The organism is Trichococcus flocculiformis (genome assembly GCF_963662535.1).
Taxonomy (GTDB): Bacteria; Bacillota; Bacilli; order Lactobacillales; family Aerococcaceae; genus Trichococcus; species Trichococcus flocculiformis.
On the sequence record NZ_OY759718.1, the window covers coordinates 2,125,903 to 2,144,476 of the forward strand.

The window sequence follows — 18,574 nt, forward strand, 5'->3', positions numbered from 1 at the left end:
TTCGAAACAGCAAACACAAAAAGGCCAGGATTTCTCCTGGCCCCACATTTATGCTCTTACGCGTTATCCGCGATGTATTTAACCAATTCTTCTGTATCTTCCCAGCCTAGGCATGGATCAGTAATGGATTGGCCGAAGACTGTTCCGTCGTCTTCTTGACGGCCGCCTACTAGGTAGCTCTCGATCATGAAGCCGCGCGCAAGTTTTTTGATGTCATCGTTCCAAGAACGGTTGAACATCGTTTCTTTGACGATGCGGATTTGTTCCATGTGCTTTTTGCCGGAGTTGTCATGGTTCGTGTCGATCATGATGAACGGGTTTTTGTAATCGCCGCCTTCGTATGCTTTCACGACTTTGACAAGATCTTCGTAATGGTAGTTCGGGATGTTTTCGCCGTAATCGTTCGTGCCGCCGCGCAAGACAACGTGCGCCAACGGATTGGAGCTGGACTGGACTTCCACGCCGTTGTGGATGAATTTTTGTTTTTGTTGGGCAGCGTAAACGGAATTGAACAACACTTTCAGGTTGCCGCTGGTCGGGTTTTTCATGCCGGCCGGGTGATCGATTCCGCTGGCAACGAAACGGTGCTGTTGGTCCTCAACGGAGCGCGCGCCGATTGCGTGGTAGCTGACAAGATCATCAACAAAATCCAGGTTTTCAGGGTACAGCATTTCGTCGGCTGTCGTCAGGCCTGTTTCTGTGATGACGCGGTTGTGCAGGCTGCGCACAGCAGCGATTCCTTGGATCAGGTTGCTCTTGCCGGTAGGATCTTGTTTATGCAACAACCCTTTGTAGCCATCGCCGGTCGTACGCGGTTTGTTTGTGTAGATACGGGGAACCATGAACACTTTGTCTTTGACTTGTTCCTGCAATTTCGCCAAACGACGCACATATTCCATTACCGCCTCTTCATCGTGGGCGGAACAAGGTCCGATGACCAAAAGGATGCGATCGTCTTTGCCTTCAATGATGTCGTGCAACTCTTTATCGCGTGCTGCCTTCATCGCTGCTTGCTCAGGCGTCAGCTTGGATAATTCTTTGACTAATTCAAAATCGATTTTTTCACTCAATGCTTTGAAACTCATAGTAATCCCTCCATTTTCTCTTCAACAAAAAAAGCTTCGTCCATTCCAAATTTTCATTGGAAAGGACGAAGCCGTATAGACTCGTGTTACCACCTTTGTTCATAGACCACTCGCGCAAGTCTACCTCGATAGGTACATTATAATACCCTAGCGAAATAACGAACGCTATCACCCGTCGCAGCCTACTTGATTCAGTGCGAAGTTCAAAGATGAATTCGGCTATCTCGCATGTGTGCCTCGCATCGACCGGCACCTTTCTGGTCAGCTCAATAACGTACTACTTCTTATCATCACTTTTTATGTTGTTTCTCAGAATATACTCATTTTTCAAGGAAATGTCAAATGGTTTTTTGAAAAAAAGTGAATGATAGGGTTTTCTTGTCGTAATTAGTCCAAGTCTCTTGCGATTTCGTCTTTAACAGTCACGCCTTCAGCTTCCAAGCGTTCGATCGTTTCAGCGAATTGCGGCAAGTGTTTTTTGTGTGCGATGAACAATTCGTTCATGATTTTGATTGCCGTTTCGCCTGAACGGATCAACGGGTTGATTGTGAATGCTTGCAATGCTGTACCGTAGTCGCCTGTTACAGCCGCTTCGATCGTCAACAACTCCATCGCTTTCATCACTTGCAACCAGCCTTTTTCAGCAGTCGGCAATTCACCGAAAGCAACGTTACGAGCGCCTTGTGCACCAACGTAAGCTGTTACTTCGACTACGCAGTCAGCTGGCAGGTCAGGAACAGCGCCATTGTTTTTGGTCGATACAACGATTTGCGTGTCTTTGTTGGCGTAGATGGCTGCGATTGTCTCACAGGCAGCATCGGAGTAGTACGCTCCGCCACGTTTTTGCAATTGTTCCGGTTTGTGATCCAAGTTCGGATCTTTGTATAATTCGAACAATTCAGCTTCTGTCTCTTTCACTTGTTGCGCACGCGTGCCTACGCCATTGAACTCTTCCAGACCGTGTTCCAGCATTTCTTCTTCGCGGTAGTAGTAACGGTGGTAGCCGCATGGGATCATGCCCATTTGTTCCAATTGTTCTCTGTAGAACGGAATATCATGGATGTTTTTCGGAAGGCCCGCATCTTTGTCGAACATGGCATCGATCACTTTGTAAGTAACATCATTGCCTTTTTTGTCAGCGACTTTATGCCAGTGGAAGTGGTTCAATCCGGCAAATTTGTAAATCAGATCCTCTTTTTCAACGCCTAATGCTTTCGGCTCAGTCATGGTAGCCATAACCGGAACGTTGCACAAGCCCATTACTCTGTCCCATTTGCCGTAGCGGACGACTGCTTCTGTTACCATGCCGCTCGGATTTGTGAAGTTGACCAACCAAGCATTCGGGCAAAGTTCTTTCATGTCTTCAACAATTTCCAGAATGACAGGGATTGTACGGAACGCTTTGAACATACCGCCAGCGCCGTTCGTTTCTTGCCCCAGCATGCCATAGGAGAAAGGAATGCGCTCATCTTTGACGCGAGCATTCAGTAAACCGACACGGAATTGCGTCGTTACGAAGTCAGCATCCTTCAAAGCTTCTCTGCGGTCCAAAGTCATATGGATCTTCACGTCGTAAGGGGAAGCATCCCACATACGTTGCGCCATTGTACCCACGATTTCTAATTTTTCTTTCCCTGCTTCGATATCCACTAACCAGATTTCGCGGATAGGCAGTTCATCGTAACGTTTAATGAAACCTTCCATTAATTCAGGTGTGTAGCTGCTTCCTCCGCCGATTGTTACAATTTTAACGCCTTTTGTCATATGTATATTCCTCCTCGTTTCGTTTACAAGGTTATTATCCATCATGTAAATACCGATAACAAGGGTTCTGGGTACACTTCAAAACCTTTTTACAAAATTCACGCAAAATCCGCCTAAATATTCAAATCTTTTTCGCTTTTTGACCTTTTTTGAGCATAATATCGTTTACATGTCATTTACATTAATTTATAATTTTTGTAAATAGAAAGAAAGGCTGAACGGGTTCGTTTAGCCCTGATTAAGGAAACACTGTGACCTAATCGGTCAAGTGTATCATGCCTCTAAGCGATTAAAATCGCAAGAGTCATGACAATTTAGGAAATCGGTCCGCAACGCTCCCTACGGTCACCTTGTACTGGGACTCTAAGGGATGAATCCCTAAAAGTCCCATGCAACTGAGCATCGAAGAGCGCAATAGGACCGATTTATCTAATTTCCGAAGGGCTAACCCGTGAAGCTGGACAACTTGTTAGTACAACTATTTTGAAAAGGAGGCTCCCCACTCATGCTGATACGCGAAAAAATGGAAACGATCAAGTTTTCTCCGGCTGAAAAAGAAGTCGTGGACTACCTACTGCGTTATCCGGAAGTGTTGGATGAAAAGACGATGCAGGAGATCGCAGCGGAAACCTATACGCAGCCTTCCACACTGATCCGCATCGCCAAAAAGTTAGGTTTTGCCGGATGGGTGGAATGCAAAAAGGCTTACCAGGAGGAGCACGACTATCTGACCCGCAATTTCGTCGACATCGATGCCAACCTGCCGTTCAAAGTCAACGACTCGATCATGACGATCAGTAAAAAGATGGCCTCTCTCGGACAATCAACTATTGAGGACACGCTCTCGCTGATCCACCACGATACGCTGCAGCAAGCGAAGCAGATGCTGCTGAAGGCAAAGCACATTCAAATCTTCGCCACCAATGCCAATATGCTCATCCCACAGGACTTTGCCTTGAAGATGAACCGGATCAAGCATCACACAGCCGTCTCTACCATCAAAGGCGAAGACGTCTACACAGCCTACAACTGTCCCGAGGGCACCTGCGCCATCTTGATTTCCTATACCGGCGAAAGCAACGCAATGAAGCAGATCGCGAATATATTAAAAGCTGAAGGCATCCCCACGATCGGAATCACGAGCATCGGCGACAACTACCTTTCACGTGCGGTAGACTGCTATCTGCCGATCACGACGCGCGAGAAACTATATTCAAAGATCGGCAACTTCACGGTCAACCTTTCCGTCATTTATCTGCTGGATGTCCTGTATTCGATCGTGTTTGCCGAAAAATACGAGGAGAACCTGGCCCATATCATCCGCTTGGGCAAAATAGCCGACAAAAGGAAGACCAGTTCGGATATCATGCAGGAAGATACTGGCGGGGAAAAGATGTAGCGATTTAGTTGGAGAATTGATAACTATAATATTCCATGTTATAATGGCTTTGCGATATGAAATTAAATCAGTGCAAACAGCACAAAAACCACTCCCTGACTGCGACGAAAGGGAGTGGCTTTTTTTACGTCTACTGCGACAATAGACGTGTAGGTTAGCGACAACTTGCGTGGTTATCCGCTAATCATCTAACCAATGCTCAACTAGCAATAATACTAGTCCCACAAAAAGTGGTGCGATAACCAATGAAATTAAATCAAACACAAACAGCACCCCCTTTCGGGGCAAGTTGCCATTCATGATTATAGCGCAGAATAATTTATAATTGAGCATAAACCATACAAAGGGCCACCCCTTAGTTGAGGTAGCCCTTCATTCCAGTATAATTATTCGTGCACCTCATCAGTGTCATGCAGCTAGTGGTATTTACTGACACAAGTCATCTCCGCAGATATTTTCCATTTTTTCGGTCATTTCGTCCGTCAGCACGTTGCTGACAAAAGCACCGTAGTAGTTTTTCTTCATTTCCATTTCAATTTGCAGATGCTCGCGTTCCTGCAACGTCATTTCGTTTGTATTAAAGTAATTTTTCATAGCATTTCCTCCTTGTATGAAACTTATGTAAAAGGCTGATTGTCAAAGCAACCGCGATTGGCAGACTCCTGATAAGGTGTAGTAAATTTATACAATGATTTGAGCTTCAAGTCAAGAATGATGCTCAGCCAATATTGTTCCAAAATAATATTTTGGTCGATAAAATGCAAAAAAACAGGAAGACAATCCTATTCCAGATGGGATTGTCTTCCTGTTGCATTTGTTGTTCTTTTTGTGTATTTACGAGCAATGTTTGCAGTTTTCGTTATACTTTAATCATACAACTAATCGATGACTTCCAAAATTTCATCCAAAGCTTGTCGTTTCTTCGGCGTGATCGGTTCGTTGCGGTAGCCCAACCCGAGCATATAAGAAACGCCGAATTCTTTCAGGTCGACCAGACCTTTTTCCGCCAGGTATTTCTCAACATTAACTTTATTGAAGCCCTCAATCGGACAGCTGTCGATTCCCAAAAGAGCTGCGGTGGTCATCATGTTGGCCATCGCGATGTATGTCTGCTTGGAGGCCCAATCGTACAAGGTACGCTCGTCCGTCAACTGCTGATTGTTCTTCTGGAAGTTGTCGAAGTACTGGCTACGCGGCGAGTCAATCGCAAATTCCGCGCCGAGCACATCCTCCACAATGTGCCGGACATGATCACTTTCGATCGTCACATTTTTTCTGGCCAGCGCAATAATGAAATGGCTGGCGCCGTTGAGACTGTTGACTGCTCCCGCAGCGATCCCTTTCAAATCATCCTTGATTTCCTGATTGTTGATCAAAAGGAATTTCCACGGCTCATACCCAAAGGAACTCGGCGATAAACGTGCTGATTCGATGATCGTTTCCCAATCTTCCTTGGCAATCTTTTTCGTCGGATCGAAGGATTTTGTGGCATAGCGGCTTTGATGCGCTTCAATGATTTGTGCTCTTAATTCAGGCGTCGACATAAATGGATTTCCTCACTTTATATGATGATATTTGCAATACATTCTATCTACTCAATATACTACTTTGATTCAGCACGAGAGTAATTGGTCATCAAATTCATTTCTTATTTGATGATTTATTGGAGTTCTGAAGTGTTTTGAACAATGTATCGAATTGTCCTTTGAACGACATGGCTTGGTCGAAAATATCTTCACCGTCATTCAACATTTTCACGGTTACCCAACCTAAGGATTCTGTGATAGTGCTGGCAACGGCACCGTTAATTGCGGCACCTGCAACAGTGCCTACTGCAGGAACCAATTTCAGGATATTGCCGACTGCAGCTCTCCCAAAACCAACAACGATCAATTCCCTGGATAGGCTTTTTCCAAGGCTTTCGGACCATGATTGACCGAATATCTTGTGCAGACGAGACATCATGGTTAATTGAACAGGAACCAACAAAAAAGCATCTGAAAACGGGATTGGCGAGCAACCGATTATGGCTGCTGTCAAAGAGGCGGCGTGAACAGTCTTATGACATTTCTTGCGTTTCTCTTCGTCGACACCATTCAAAAATTCGTCGAATATCCCATCAAATTGATTTTTACTTTTGTCGAGGATTTTTTCAGCCTGCTCTTTTGACTTGTCATAAGCGCTTAGGATACTGGTTGATGTCTTTTGCGGCAATTTTTTTAATACTTCAGAGAAGAAGGACTCAAATTCTTTTTCTTCTTGCTTCAGTTCACTGACAGGAAGTTCTGATTCAACCTGTACTTCCGCTAGCTCCTCAATTTCTGGATCTCCTGTTTCACCGATATTCGTCTTTTTTCTGAACATTTTTTTCATGATAATCCCACCTCTTTTAGTTAATCATCATAGTCTCTATTCTAATCATACACCAGAGTGCCAGAATCCCCAAAGAAAAGAAAACCCCACAAAACCGGCGCATTATTTAGCGGCCAATTTTTGTGAGGTCAAGTGTAATTAACCTTTATTGCTTGAAGTACAAAATTATTATGGTGCAGATATACGGCAGGCTCTGATCAGAAATGCGTCTCATCAATATCAAGAGCATCCAAGGCTACGTTGATTTCCTTCAATTCCTCTGGGCTCAACTCGATAGCAGCTCCGCCCAAATTTTCTTCCAAACGGTGCATTTTCGTTGTACCGGGAATCGGAACGATCCACGGTTTTTGTGCCAGTTCCCAAGCCAAAACGATTTGCGCGCTCGTGGCGTTCTTGCCGTCGGCGATTTCCTTCAATAAGGCCAACAGCGCTTGATTTTTTTGCATGACTTCAGGGCTGAATCTGCCCATCTTGTTGCGGAAGTCCCCTTCCGGATATACCGTGTTCGCATCATATTTTCCGCTCAAGAAACCATTTCCGAGTGGGGAATACGCGACAAAGCCGATGCCCAATTCTTCGCATACTTTAAATATTTCGTCTTCCGGCTCTCTGAAAACCATCGAATATTGATTTTCGATGCAGGTAACCGGGCAGACTGCATGGGCCCTTCTCAGATAATCCAAAGGTGCGTTGGACAAGCCCCAATGCTTGATTTTCCCTTCAGCCAGCAATTCCTTCATTACCCCGGCAACCACTTCCGGTTCAACCTCGGGATCGACACGGTGTTGATAATACAGATCGATATAATCAACGCCCAATCGTTCCAAGGACCCTTCCAGCTGTTCCCTGATGGAATCCGGCTTGCTGTTCAGATCATTTTCAGGTTTGCCATCAACCATTTTCTGCCCGTAGATGCCGAATTTGGTGGCGATGATCACGTCTTTGCGGTTGTAGATTTCCAAGGCTTTGCCCAACAACACTTCATTCGCTTCGCCGTAGACAACCGCAGTATCAAAGAAATTACAGCCCAATTCGACAGCGCGTCTGATCAGCTTGATCATTTCTTCCCTGTCAGCCGGCGCACCGTAGGCATGATCCATCCCCATGCAGCCCAGCCCGATTGCCGATACTTCCAACCCTTGTCCCAATACTCTTGTTTTCATCTCTGTTTCCCCCTTCTTACTATTACCTCTTCAGTATAGTAAAAAAGAGACTATTAAGAAGTCTCTCTTGGCTCACAAGTTGCAACCCAAAGGTTAGGACTGGACCTCGTATATCCGACTGATGATTTGCAGGAATTTTTTGACATCCTTGGATGGCGTGTTTGAATGCAGGATCCCCATCGGAATCGTATGCTTCCAGCTGATCGGAATGATTTTCAGCAAAGGATGGACATTTCCCCATTCCTTCACACCGATCAGAACCGCATTGTCATTTTCACATTTGTTGAAGACATTCACATCGAAAAATGAAAAATCTTCAATCTGGATCCTCGGATAGTTTTCTGCCAGATTATCCCTGACTTCATCAAAGGCACTCATGTAGCCGCGTTTGATGAGCATGACCTTTTCATCGAACAGGTCCTCGATCGCTATTTCATCATTTGATGCCAAGCGATGATGGAGCGGGACCGCCGCACAAAGAGGTGTATCATACAATTTCAATGCCGAACAACGCCGCTCGCTCAATATATTATCGCTGTAGATGCCGGCGATCACATCGATGTTCCTGCCGAAATGATTCATGATTTCCCGCGCATTCTCCGGGGTGTTCTCGAATGAGACCAGTTCAAATTTCAGATCCGGATTATGTTGGCGGATCTGGGGCCACAGACTGACCAAAAATTGGACCGGCGTCGTCAATGAGGTCCCGATCCTTAGTACGTGCTTGGGCTCTGCCACCATCTTTTCGGCTCTCGCGACGGAATCTTTGGCACATTGGATGAGATACTTCGCATCCCGGTACAAGGATTCGCCTGCTGGTGTCAAGCGGACGCCCCGATGCGTCCGGACAAACAAGTCAAATCCCAGACTGTTTTCCAGAAGATTGATTTGTTTCATGACAGCATTCGGTGATACATACAGTTCTTCGGACGCCTTATTGAAACTGCCCGCATCGGCGACTTTTATGAATGTATCCAATTGATGATTGTACATTTTATTTCACCTCCAAAACATTTCCGTTCAGTATAACCAGAGCGCAGTCTTCCGGTTACTATCTTACCAAACTATCCTGCGAATCAGGAATTTAATTGTTCCAAATAAAATAGAGCCAAATACCTCTGATGGGAGGCTTTCAGCTCTGAATTTCGTTATCGTCTTCCTATTTCAATATTTGATTCTCAGTTTTGCCAATACAGCCTCGGCTTCAGCGAAAAGCTCTTCGATGATTTGTTTGGCAGGACGGATGTTTCCGATCATCCCGGCGATTTCGCCTGCCATGCATGAACCCGTTTCAATATCCCCATCATGGACGGCGCGAGCCAACGACCCGACCGTCAGTTTCTCCAACTCTTCATGGGGTGTGTTCGCTTCTTCCAAGGCAGCGTATTGCTCCAGCATCGCATTGCGGAGTGACCGCACTGGCTCTTTGGCTTTGCGGCCGGTCACGATCGTCGCTGTGTCGTTTGCGTCCAACAGAAATTGTCTGTATCTGTCCGAAATCGGGCATTCTTCCGCGAACAGGAATAAGGTACCGACTTGTATGCCTTGCGCTCCTAATGCATACATCGCGACAACCGAACGGCCGTCCCCGACTCCGCCTGCCCCCAAAACGGGAATGGCAACGGCATCGACAACCTGGGGCAACAAAGATAATGATGAAGTCTGGCCGATGTGCCCGCCGGCTTCCTGTCCTTCAGCAATGACTGCGTCTGCCCCTGCCGCCTCCATTTTTATGGCATGTTTGACCGAGGCGATGACGGGAATCACCTTGATGCCCGCTTCTTTGAAAATCGGCATATATTTCTTTGGCGACCCGGCTCCTGTCGTTACGACTCCGATCCCTTCTTCGAGGATGACTTGCACAAGTTCATCACAATTTGGCATCTGCAGCATCAGATTTACTCCGAACGGCTTGTTTGTGATAGCGCGCGTCAAGCGTATTTCTTCGCGGAGCTGTTCTGCGGACATGCCGCACGCACCGATGATGCCTAACCCTCCCGCTTCCGAAACGGGGCCTACAAGTTTATGTGTTGAGATGTTCGCCATTGCCCCTTGCAGAATGGGATATGCGATACCCAATAGTTGTTCCACAGTTGTCATTATTCATTGCCCCCGTTTTTTATCATTTCGTAACCCATTGCTGTCCTTGCAAAGAGAACCGGAAAATGCTCCCTCTCCGGTTCCACCTGCTTCAAATACAATATTCGGACCTTTCCGGCCGATGATAGTTCCAAACTTGCTCGCTGTTGATCCCGAATACTGTTCCGGTGGGCGTCTTTGGCGAATCGATCAATTGGATTATCCGCGTTGCAACCTGCTCGCTCGAACCAATCCGCCAATAGTCAGGGAAAGGTTCGCCTTTCCTGGCGCATTCTTCCTCAGCGCGCTTGACGGCCGGAATCGTCATGTCGGTTTTGGCGGCTGGCGAAACAGCATTCACCTGGATGTTGAAGCGTTTGACCTCATCCGCCAAAGCATAGGTAAATCCGATCACAGCGGCTTTACTGGCGCTGTAGTTCGTTTGCCCAAAGACGCCGTACATTCCGGCGGTTGAAGTCATGGAATAAATATAACTGGTTTCCGACTGTTTCATCATCTGCTTCACCACTGGCTGGGTGACATTGTATAAGCTGTTGATATTGGTGTCCGTAACGTGATCCCAATTTTCCCCGCTCATCTTGTAAAATTGTCCGTCTGCGCAAACACCTGCATTGTTGATCAAAATATCGATCCTGCCAAATTCCTGAACAATTTCCTGGACCAACTGTTGGCAGTCCTTGCGGTTGCGGGCATCACAGCGCTTCGCCCAAAGCTGATCCTTGTACTGGACCAAAGCCGCCTCTGCCTGTTCAATGCTCTTCGCAGTCTTCGAGGTGATGACGACCTGGTCTCCCGAACTTAGGAATGCCCTTGACAAGGCAAAGCCAATGCCTCTTGTCCCGCCAGTTATCAATACGATCCTATTTGCCAATACAAACACCCTTCCCGACGCATTCACTCTCCCGCCAAACCTCAAATGTTCCTTCATGAAGAACTTTCACCTGTGCCCGTTCGCCCACAAATAAGGGCTTCAGGAACTTGTACTCATATTTGGTGATGGCTTGATAATCCCAATGGGCTGATAAAATCGCCTCGACTCTGGCCATTATCAAAATGCCGAATACCAAGCCGGTGTCATGAATCGGATTCGCATCCCTTGAAATTTTTTTGTAGGCCTGCAATTCCTCCAGAGAGAAAAGCAAGCAGTTTGCTTTTGATGTCATGTGTGATCCTCCACCAGCAAAGTGGTCGCGCATGTCGCAATCACTGCATTTTCTTCCTTGATGACCAATGTATACGTCCAACAAGCTTTGCCGGGTTTAAAAGGGGCTTTATCGGTAAGGCTTAATGAAATGGCATAAGCTTGATGGAATCCAAGTTCGCGGCACGAGCTGAAAGCTTGCTTCATCAGTATCGGCGTTTGATCGGCTAATTCAGGTAAGTCGAATTCCTGCCATAATGTCGCCAGATAGCTGAGACTTATTTTGCTGCCCAAAGTCGGATCGACGAGCTGATTGTACACACGGATATCCGCTTCCGAAAACTGCATGATTTTACTGTTCACCATCAATTGGTCCTGCCTTTCTGATGAGCATGGCCGCACCTTGACCTCCGCCCACGCACATCGTAACGATGCCGCATCGATTATTTTCTTTCCTATTCAGTTCGGTCAACAGCCTTGTGACCAGGATAGCACCTGTGGCGCCGTACGGGTGTCCGAATGCAGTCGCACCGCCGGAAGGGTTGATCTTCTCGATCGGAAAATTGCCCAGCTTGATGCAAGCCAATGCTTGCACGGCAAAAGCTTCATTCAGCTCAATCACATCGATGGCTTCGAGCGTTAACTCTTGGCACGCCAACAGCTTTTGAACGGCAGGAACGGGACCTAACCCAAAGTCATTTGGATTAACCCCTACAGCAACCGCATCGACAACTTGCGCAATCGGCGTCAGATGATAAAGCCGGCATGCGTGTTCCGATGCCAAAATCGTGAAACTTGCCCCATCATTGACGGGACAACAATTCCCGGCAGTTATGGTGCCGTTTGCCTTAAAGACTGGCTTCAACCGGTTCAAACTTTCCAAACTGTTCCGGCTTCTCAGGCATTCATCCTCACTAAGCAAGAGCTCGTCATTGTTCCGAAAAGGCGTTATTTCTGATTGGAATACTCCAGCTTGTTTGGCGGTTTGGTACTTAAATTGACTTTGAAGTGCGAACGCGTCCTGCTGCTCGCGGGTAATACCATACTTTTCAGCCAGTCCCTCAGCAGCTGCGCCCATATCCGGATCGCCATATTCGTTGGTGGACAGTGGCTGGCGGGTCAATATTTGAGGGGCTTGCATGCCATACAGGGATTTAGGCCGTTCAATCTGCCAAGGTGCGCGGCTGCTGCTTTCCACACCGCCACAAATCATCACTTCGCCGAAGCCTGACATTATTTTCATGTGTCCAACAGCAATGGCTTCAAGCCCGGACGCGCATTGACGGTCAACCGTAACCGCCGGCGTTTCCACAGGCAAACCCGCTTTTAAGGCGACGCGTCTGGCGACATTGCCGCCGCCACCGATTACATTCCCGACAATGACCTCATCAATGTGCTCGTTTAGGCCCGGATGCTTGTCCAGCATGGTTTTCATCAGGAATCCGCCTAGTTCTTCCGGACCAACGTCGCTGTACATCCCGCCGTACTTTCCGATAGGCAGACGTGCTGCATCGACAATATAAACTTTAGATGACACTGGGCACTCGCTCCTTTGCTAACTCATGCAGTAATTGTTTCCTGGATATCTTGCCGTTGTTTTGTTTCGGTATGCCTTGGACAACAAAAATGTGATCGATCTTTGCGAGACGGGACATTTGGGACGATAAATAAGTATTGACCTCGTCCAAGCTCATTGCTTGATTGTGGTCGGACCAAACAATGACTGCTCCGATTTTTTCATTGTAATGTGCGTCCGGGATGCCAAGCACGACGATTTCAGCAACAGCTTCCAATTTTAACAGATGACGCTCAAATTCCAGCGGATAGAATTTCTCGCCGCCTCGATTGATGCAGTCATCTTTTCGGCCATAGTATTCCAGTGAATTCCCTGCCAATTTACCCAGATCACCGGTAGAAACGCATGCGACTGTGGCTACGCGATCCTCGCCTTTGCGATGGTAACCCGCAAAATTCAACGGGCTGCGGACCTGTATTTCACCGATGCCTTCAGCATTCGGCTGATCAATGACTACCTCAACTCCGGGAAACAGTTGCCCGACACTATTATCGGAAGGTATGCCCTGCACGGTTTCCATCGAGATGTAACTTGTTTCCGATGAACCATAGAATTCATATAACTGTACATTTGGGCAATAGTGGTACAGCTTCCTGCGGATATCCACATTCAGCTTAGCGCCTGATGAAATGATCGTGTAGTTTTCCGTCAACACTTCATTTTGAACCTCCAACTTGGAAACGAGCGCGTGAATCATGGTCGGCACAAGATAACAAGTCAATGACTCCGTTTGCTTGACAAGGCCGATCAGCCGTTTTGTGGAAAAATGTGGATTCAGGATGAATGTCTGCCCAAAATAGAGCGTCTGCATCAGCGTGTACAGACTCAAAGAATAGTGCATCGAGCCAAAAACCGTGGTGTTTTGATTGCAGGACTGGCGTATCAACGCATTCGTCCCTTCAAAACTCTTGATCCAGGATTGATGGGTTCTGCGGTATCCCTTCGGTTGCCCGATCGTTCCTGAGGTAAAGCCAATAAAGGCCAAATCACTCGGTGACGCGTACTCAGCAGAATCAAACGGAACGGCAGCTTTTTCGGAAATTGTATGGATATCCGTCAACACCAGCGGATCCTCAAACTGATTCAATATGTCCTGCAGTCCCTGATCCGAATGGCCAGCATTGACAGGCACTGCCACTTTGTTCGCCCGGATCAACGCCAAAAAATTAATCAGTTGATCAAGGGCATTCGACATCGGTGCAAGGATCACTTTTTGAGGAATTCCCGCTAATATCTTCGCCCGTTCCTGAACGCGCTCCTCCAATTGCTTGTAGGTCACCAATTCTTTCCCATCAATTATCGCTGTCTGCATAGCATTTTTTGCATGCCAATCATCAATACGCTTCATCATCGCACCTGCCTAAATCAATTTATGCTAACTTTAAGGAAATCAGACTGTAGCGTTTCTTGAGGCGCAAGGTAATCCAAGCTGCTAAAATCGCTTTAACCGTATCCAGAGGAACAAAGCCCAACGTCATCTTCAATCCGTTTAACCAAGAGTTGCCCATGTAATACGCCATGGAAAAACTGCCGCAAAAATCAATCAGCAAAGTCCCTCCGACGATAAAAATAAGAACGGCTTTAGCAAAAGTAAGGTTTTCCCAATTCTTCTCAAGCAAGTAGCCGATCACAAGTGGCGCCAATACGTATCCAACCAAAAACCCGCCGCTTGCGCTGGCGAATATGGCAATACCGCCCCTTCCGCCGGATAAAACCGGAAAACCTACCGCTACCATCAGAAGAAAAACACTTACTGCAAGAGTGCCGAATTTCTTGCCAAGCAGCCCGCCCGCGAGCATCATCATCATATTTTGCAGCACGATCGGAACCGGCAACCCGGGAAGCGGAATCGTCAACACTCCCGATACAATCATCAAAGCCACCATCATTGTTACCCTAGTCAAAACTTTTGTCTTCATCGCTAAACTCCTCCTGTATATGTCTTTTCGATTGTTACCCATATTATATAATGGGTTTACAAAGAACATGATAACCCATTTATTTTTATCCGGCAACGCTCTTTTTAAAGATTCTTGCATGCATCAATAAAAGAACACACCAAAAACAGCAGCAAGGAAACCATCGTCGTGGTTTCCTTGCTGCTGTTTTTGGTGTAGAGATGAAGGGGAGAATTGAACTCCCTCCTGTCGGTCTTGAGCCCCAATTACGATATTCATGGATGCAGCAAATGAGTGCTTCTAAAGATCAAACCGCTTCTCGGTTGTACTTAAGAAATTATCCAGTGCTTCCTCGCTGTCGATGCCCATCCGGTCTGCCAACACCATCAGCCACCACATGCTCTCGCCGATTTTATGCTCCAAACCGGCTTCATTCGAATCACCGACCGGCCAACGTCCTTGCTGCGCCATGGTCAAGCGCCCAACCAAGCCCGCATCCGTCAAAAACGCCAATGCGTCCTCTTCCACGGACCATTCACTACCGTGGTGCTTCAGTTCCAATGAGCGGTAATGCTCCCGGATTTTTTTTGATCTTTCAGCTGCTTGTTTGATTGTTAGTTCGTCCATAATAAATCTCCTTTTTTATAATTCAGGGTGTTATTACAGCTCCGTATATTTCTCTTTATTCCCTTTGCTTTTGTCCACCGGATACTTGATGTTGTTCTTCTCCAGTTTCGCCTCGACGATCTCATCGATGTCCAGATCAAGATTGCTTGCCAGCATGTGGGAATAGATCAGCACATCGGCAAGCTCCTCCTTGATCCGTTCGATGCTGGTCTCTCTAACTTCCTCGGGAGATTTCCATTGGAAGAGCTCCAGCAGTTCTGCGGCCTCCAACGAAATCGAGATGGCAAGGTCCTTTTCGTTATGGAATTGGCGCCAGTCGCGGTCATCGCGGAATTTATTGATTTTGTCCATTGTGTTCATGTGTGTCATCCCTTTCTGGCATCCTTTAGTGCTTGTTGCAGTTCTTCATCTACCGCAAAGAGGTATAAGCCATTGACGCCCCTAGTCAGTAATACGTTCAGTTCGTTCTTCAGCAACGTGTCGGAGAAATATTCCTTGCTTCCGTCCTTCAGGCTCCTCTTTTGGGTGGCTTTTTTGTTTTTGCTCTCCTGACGGTCAAAGATAATTTTGCCGTTGCGGTATTTTACGGATGGCCCGATGATGACTCCTGCATAGTTCAGGTCAAAGCCTTGGACCGTGAAGGTGGAGCCAACTTCGTCAACCGTTTGCTCCTGTTCAGCCCACGAAAGATGCTTATTTTTGATCGACTGCGTCTTCGAAGCGACCGGCAGCTGCAGATTCCACGGCAATTTCCAGTCACCTACCTTGACGTACCAGTAGTCCTCTCCTTCTGGTTTACGCTTATCTACGTAATCCCAATCGAAGGTAGCCGTCAGTCGGGAAATGCCCGAATCCTGACTTGCTGCCTTTGCTTTGATGGCTGCATGCAGTTCCGCCGGGCTATCGAAAATCTGGATATCGTATTTTTTTGAATCGGCAGGTATTTTCCCTACCTCCTGTTCATCGATCAGGGAACGGATCCAATTGACCGTCGCTTTATCGGAATTGATACGCATCTGGTTCGACAGATACATCAGATTGCCGTTAAGCTGGGCTTCATGTTGAAGGCTCATCAATTCCTCGTATTCCCAATACTGTTGTGTCGAAAGTACCTGATTTTGGTCGAACACCGCCACAACTACTTTGGCGCGTTCCAACAGATCGTACAGTTGATTCTTTCCTTGATAGGACTGTTTCCCCTGCGTCCACAGCAAATGCGCCTCATCGACGATCACCACATCCACTTTCTCCTCCGGCTCATGATTATTGATGAAAGGGGTCGGTTTGGAAACGAGGTCGGGCTGTTTTTTGCTATAGATGCCCAATTTGGTCGCGATTTGCTGATAGACTTTCAGCTGCTGCTCATGGTTCACCAATAGGAAATTCTTTGTATCCTTGAAGATCAGATTTTCCGGATCATCCTTGGATAATTGGTTCAGTTCATAAAACAGACTGCTCATCAATACCGTCTTTCCGGATCCCGCTTCACCGGTCACAAGAATCAGCTGACCCGTTTCCCCTTTCGTCAGAGCTTGCATGATGCGCAAAGTGATGAAGTCCTTCGTGCGAATCTGCTCCTCCGTCAGTTTATGGAACGGAGAAGCCTTAAAAATGGCGGAATCCCTGATGATCTGCTCAACCGGAAAAAGCTCCTTATTTTTCTTCTGCAGCCCTCTCCAGACCTTCGAGAAGATATTGTCCAACTCTTGCGAGGTATAATACTCATTCTGCTGGTTGGTCCGGCGGTTGTAGACCGCATCAACGTTTTCAATGCTGGACATATATAGCATCAACTTGTTTTCGATGTCCAACGTAAGTGACTTATTGAAATGTTCATGGCCGATCACATACATCTTCGATGAATCCGAAATGGCCAGGTTCTCCCAATCGGTCCTTGTTTTCGGATCGACCGTCAGATGCTGTATGGTTCTCTTCTTGATGTCAGAAGTTTCCCCGATGTAAACCGAGAACTGTTTCTCTTTATTCTTGTCATTGACGATATACACTGTCGGATAATGCAAAAGGTACTTCGCATCCTTCCCGACCGTTTCTTGGACTTTTGAATCAAAATCCTTGATACCTGTATCACTGTAATCTACCTCATAGATAATCGGATTAGAAATATCTCCCACGCCAGCACCTCCTTATGATGGGATGTTATAACAATCATACAATTTAACAGGTTTCTTTACTAGATATATTTATACTGTAGTCTAGCCAAGTTAGCTTAAATACTCTGCTTTTTGAAATGCTCATCTTATTGTTTTTCACCTAGAAAGTGTTACATGTCTTTTCCAATTGATCGAGGTAAATGTTTGTGAGATACTAAAATCAAATTGGATCAGGATGTGGTGAAAATGCAAAATGAGAACCTACAAAATTTAATTAAACGTCAAATGGAAATACAAGACGCGATCAAAGAACTAAATGAAGAGTCGTTAGAAATCACACGGCAACTGCTGAACCATCAGATTATTTTAGAAAACAGTAAAAGCCGTCAAAAAGAAGATATTACAAAAAAATTAGAAGCCTTGGGTTTCAAGGTTACTGCTACAACTGAAAACAGGATCAGATTATGGAAACTCTCAAAGAACGACAACCATGTAAACTTAATTTACAAAGAGAGTTCATACCATGAAGGACCATATAATGCATGGTACACATTACAACCTGATATAGAAAAAAAGGTTGATTTTGTTATATTTAACTATACTGATGCTGCTCAACACATTAATTCTTTGGTCATTAATAATGAAACTTTGAAACGGATGCTTGCAAAAATCAAGAAGACTCCTGATGGGAGAGCCAACATTAATATCAAAGCAAATGCAATACAAGCTAAAGAGATACATTCAAATATTAACCTGACATCTTATGTCAATAATTTTGATCAACTCAATTGAGCAATCAAGACTCACATTTCTCTTTAGAGTGTTTTTTTGAGAGATCCCTGTGGTTCTTAATCACGAAGAATTAGGGGTAGTCAGGCAGATATTTAAATGCTATACCAATCATCAGAGTGTTCAAACATTCAGAAAATCCATAAATGACACAGATTATATTCTGTTCCTGAGTTTTCTTAGAGAAACTGATACCTAACAACGGATATTTACACAATTATACAATGAAAATCTGCAGTGAACTTTAGACGATTAAACAATATTTTCTGCTCTTCTTCAGCAAACGGGTACGGATTAGATAAAACGATCGCTAGAAACTGCTTAAAAGAATGACTTGCGGTCGGGCAAAAATAGGCTTATTAGAAAAGATTGTTTAATATCATCTATGATTTACCTTCAAAAAAAGCACAATTGATTATGGGAATATGTATATAGGTATTCACCAAACTTGCTTTAGAAGAAGTTTTCTTAAGCAATACTCTTATCTTTTATTTTTCACTAACCATTCAGACTATTGGAACTAAAAAAACTTGCCCCCTATTCATTAC

Annotated in this window: 20 protein-coding genes and 1 other annotated feature; of the genes, 2 read left to right on the forward strand and 18 right to left on the reverse strand. The window is 45.8% G+C overall.

The features are described from left to right. Positions 1-56: 56 nt before the first annotated feature. Both ACKPCD_RS10205 and ACKPCD_RS10210 read right to left on the reverse strand, forming a co-directional pair. The gene (locus ACKPCD_RS10205) at positions 57-1,085 is read right to left on the reverse strand and encodes a 3-deoxy-7-phosphoheptulonate synthase (protein ID WP_288926063.1); all 1,029 of its coding nucleotides are present in this window, start codon (positions 1,083-1,085) and stop codon (positions 57-59) included. 58 nt (positions 1,086-1,143) lie between these two features. Further along, positions 1,144-1,385 (reverse strand) — a binding site (T-box leader). A gap of 87 nt (positions 1,386-1,472) precedes the next feature. Beyond that, positions 1,473-2,849 (reverse strand): 6-phospho-beta-glucosidase, encoded by a 1,377-nt coding sequence (locus ACKPCD_RS10210; protein WP_321433105.1) that lies wholly within the window; start codon positions 2,847-2,849, stop codon positions 1,473-1,475. A gap of 505 nt (positions 2,850-3,354) precedes the next feature. Here ACKPCD_RS10210 and ACKPCD_RS10215 point away from each other — a divergent pair. Beyond that, a complete protein-coding gene (locus ACKPCD_RS10215) occupies positions 3,355-4,248 on the forward strand; it encodes a MurR/RpiR family transcriptional regulator (RefSeq protein ID WP_321433106.1) in 894 nt (297 codons plus the stop codon). Between the two features lie 180 nt (positions 4,249-4,428). Here the strand turns inward: ACKPCD_RS10215 and ACKPCD_RS10220 are convergent, their stop codons facing one another. The 16 genes from ACKPCD_RS10220 to ACKPCD_RS10295 all read right to left on the reverse strand — a co-directional run bounded on the left by ACKPCD_RS10220 (position 4,429) and on the right by ACKPCD_RS10295 (position 17,258). Continuing rightward, a complete protein-coding gene (locus ACKPCD_RS10220; RefSeq protein ID WP_407702672.1) occupies positions 4,429-4,581 on the reverse strand; it encodes a type I toxin-antitoxin system Fst family toxin in 153 nt (50 codons plus the stop codon). A gap of 93 nt (positions 4,582-4,674) precedes the next feature. Next, the gene (locus ACKPCD_RS10225) at positions 4,675-4,842 is read right to left on the reverse strand and encodes a hypothetical protein (RefSeq protein WP_157080392.1); all 168 of its coding nucleotides are present in this window, start codon (positions 4,840-4,842) and stop codon (positions 4,675-4,677) included. A 284-nt stretch (positions 4,843-5,126) separates the two neighbouring features. After that, complete coding sequence (locus ACKPCD_RS10230; RefSeq protein WP_321433107.1) at positions 5,127-5,792, reverse strand: NAD(P)H-dependent oxidoreductase; 666 nt, start codon at positions 5,790-5,792, stop codon at positions 5,127-5,129. 97 nt (positions 5,793-5,889) lie between these two features. Beyond that, positions 5,890-6,621, reverse strand: coding sequence for a YcjF family protein (locus ACKPCD_RS10235; protein WP_321433108.1), 732 nt, complete (start codon positions 6,619-6,621; stop codon positions 5,890-5,892). A gap of 197 nt (positions 6,622-6,818) precedes the next feature. Further along, on the reverse strand, positions 6,819-7,784 hold the full coding sequence (locus tag ACKPCD_RS10240) for an aldo/keto reductase (RefSeq protein ID WP_321433109.1): 966 nt from the start codon (positions 7,782-7,784) through the stop codon (positions 6,819-6,821). A gap of 93 nt (positions 7,785-7,877) precedes the next feature. Next, on the reverse strand, positions 7,878-8,777 hold the full coding sequence (locus ACKPCD_RS10245; RefSeq protein ID WP_321433110.1) for a LysR family transcriptional regulator: 900 nt from the start codon (positions 8,775-8,777) through the stop codon (positions 7,878-7,880). 171 nt (positions 8,778-8,948) lie between these two features. Next, positions 8,949-9,884, reverse strand: coding sequence for a nitronate monooxygenase (locus tag ACKPCD_RS10250; protein WP_321433111.1), 936 nt, complete (start codon positions 9,882-9,884; stop codon positions 8,949-8,951). Positions 9,885-9,975: 91 nt separating this feature from the next. Then, positions 9,976-10,755, reverse strand: a complete 780-nt coding sequence (locus ACKPCD_RS10255; RefSeq protein ID WP_321433112.1) for an SDR family NAD(P)-dependent oxidoreductase — start codon at positions 10,753-10,755, stop codon at positions 9,976-9,978. After that, a complete protein-coding gene (locus ACKPCD_RS10260) occupies positions 10,745-11,047 on the reverse strand; it encodes a hypothetical protein (RefSeq protein ID WP_321433113.1) in 303 nt (100 codons plus the stop codon). Before ACKPCD_RS10260 ends, ACKPCD_RS10255 begins: the two co-directional genes overlap by 11 nt. Beyond that, on the reverse strand, positions 11,044-11,391 hold the full coding sequence (locus ACKPCD_RS10265) for a hypothetical protein (protein WP_321433114.1): 348 nt from the start codon (positions 11,389-11,391) through the stop codon (positions 11,044-11,046). Before ACKPCD_RS10265 ends, ACKPCD_RS10260 begins: the two co-directional genes overlap by 4 nt. Next, a complete protein-coding gene (locus ACKPCD_RS10270; protein ID WP_321433115.1) occupies positions 11,378-12,562 on the reverse strand; it encodes a thiolase family protein in 1,185 nt (394 codons plus the stop codon). The genes ACKPCD_RS10265 and ACKPCD_RS10270 overlap by 14 nt, the downstream gene beginning before the upstream one ends. Further along, the gene (locus ACKPCD_RS10275) at positions 12,552-13,949 is read right to left on the reverse strand and encodes a class I adenylate-forming enzyme family protein (RefSeq protein WP_321433116.1); all 1,398 of its coding nucleotides are present in this window, start codon (positions 13,947-13,949) and stop codon (positions 12,552-12,554) included. Before ACKPCD_RS10275 ends, ACKPCD_RS10270 begins: the two co-directional genes overlap by 11 nt. A gap of 22 nt (positions 13,950-13,971) precedes the next feature. Continuing rightward, a complete protein-coding gene (locus ACKPCD_RS10280) occupies positions 13,972-14,520 on the reverse strand; it encodes a biotin transporter BioY (protein ID WP_321433117.1) in 549 nt (182 codons plus the stop codon). A gap of 279 nt (positions 14,521-14,799) precedes the next feature. Beyond that, positions 14,800-15,126: a nucleoside triphosphate pyrophosphohydrolase family protein gene (locus ACKPCD_RS10285; RefSeq protein ID WP_321433118.1), complete on the reverse strand. Its 327-nt coding sequence runs from the start codon at positions 15,124-15,126 to the stop codon at positions 14,800-14,802. 33 nt (positions 15,127-15,159) lie between these two features. Then, positions 15,160-15,486 carry a nucleotide pyrophosphohydrolase gene (locus tag ACKPCD_RS10290; RefSeq protein ID WP_321433119.1) on the reverse strand — a complete coding sequence of 109 codons (327 nt, stop codon included), beginning with the start codon at positions 15,484-15,486 and terminating at the stop codon, positions 15,160-15,162. A gap of 5 nt (positions 15,487-15,491) precedes the next feature. Further along, on the reverse strand, positions 15,492-17,258 hold the full coding sequence (locus tag ACKPCD_RS10295; protein ID WP_321433120.1) for a DUF2075 domain-containing protein: 1,767 nt from the start codon (positions 17,256-17,258) through the stop codon (positions 15,492-15,494). 225 nt (positions 17,259-17,483) lie between these two features. Between ACKPCD_RS10295 and ACKPCD_RS10300 the strand changes: the two genes are divergently transcribed. Then, positions 17,484-18,029: a hypothetical protein gene (locus ACKPCD_RS10300; protein ID WP_321433121.1), complete on the forward strand. Its 546-nt coding sequence runs from the start codon at positions 17,484-17,486 to the stop codon at positions 18,027-18,029. Positions 18,030-18,574 lie beyond the last annotated feature (545 nt).

Excerpts from the sequence above, each read along its gene's own strand:
- ACKPCD_RS10205 (WP_288926063.1), bottom strand. The coding sequence starts at position 1,085 with ATGAGTTTCAAAGCATTGAGTGAAAAAATCGATTTTGAATTAGTCAAA.
- ACKPCD_RS10210 (WP_321433105.1), bottom strand. The coding sequence starts at position 2,849 with ATGACAAAAGGCGTTAAAATTGTAACAATCGGCGGAGGAAGCAGCTAC.
- ACKPCD_RS10215 (WP_321433106.1), top strand. The coding sequence starts at position 3,355 with ATGCTGATACGCGAAAAAATGGAAACGATCAAGTTTTCTCCGGCTGAA.
- ACKPCD_RS10220 (WP_407702672.1), bottom strand. The coding sequence starts at position 4,581 with ATGCTCAATTATAAATTATTCTGCGCTATAATCATGAATGGCAACTTG.
- ACKPCD_RS10225 (WP_157080392.1), bottom strand. The coding sequence starts at position 4,842 with ATGAAAAATTACTTTAATACAAACGAAATGACGTTGCAGGAACGCGAG.
- ACKPCD_RS10230 (WP_321433107.1), bottom strand. The coding sequence starts at position 5,792 with ATGTCGACGCCTGAATTAAGAGCACAAATCATTGAAGCGCATCAAAGC.
- ACKPCD_RS10235 (WP_321433108.1), bottom strand. The coding sequence starts at position 6,621 with ATGAAAAAAATGTTCAGAAAAAAGACGAATATCGGTGAAACAGGAGAT.
- ACKPCD_RS10240 (WP_321433109.1), bottom strand. The coding sequence starts at position 7,784 with ATGAAAACAAGAGTATTGGGACAAGGGTTGGAAGTATCGGCAATCGGG.
- ACKPCD_RS10245 (WP_321433110.1), bottom strand. The coding sequence starts at position 8,777 with ATGTACAATCATCAATTGGATACATTCATAAAAGTCGCCGATGCGGGC.
- ACKPCD_RS10250 (WP_321433111.1), bottom strand. The coding sequence starts at position 9,884 with ATGACAACTGTGGAACAACTATTGGGTATCGCATATCCCATTCTGCAA.
- ACKPCD_RS10260 (WP_321433113.1), bottom strand. The coding sequence starts at position 11,047 with ATGACATCAAAAGCAAACTGCTTGCTTTTCTCTCTGGAGGAATTGCAG.
- ACKPCD_RS10265 (WP_321433114.1), bottom strand. The coding sequence starts at position 11,391 with ATGGTGAACAGTAAAATCATGCAGTTTTCGGAAGCGGATATCCGTGTG.
- ACKPCD_RS10275 (WP_321433116.1), bottom strand. The coding sequence starts at position 13,949 with ATGAAGCGTATTGATGATTGGCATGCAAAAAATGCTATGCAGACAGCG.
- ACKPCD_RS10280 (WP_321433117.1), bottom strand. The coding sequence starts at position 14,520 with ATGAAGACAAAAGTTTTGACTAGGGTAACAATGATGGTGGCTTTGATG.
- ACKPCD_RS10285 (WP_321433118.1), bottom strand. The coding sequence starts at position 15,126 with ATGGACGAACTAACAATCAAACAAGCAGCTGAAAGATCAAAAAAAATC.
- ACKPCD_RS10290 (WP_321433119.1), bottom strand. The coding sequence starts at position 15,486 with ATGAACACAATGGACAAAATCAATAAATTCCGCGATGACCGCGACTGG.
- ACKPCD_RS10300 (WP_321433121.1), top strand. The coding sequence starts at position 17,484 with ATGCAAAATGAGAACCTACAAAATTTAATTAAACGTCAAATGGAAATA.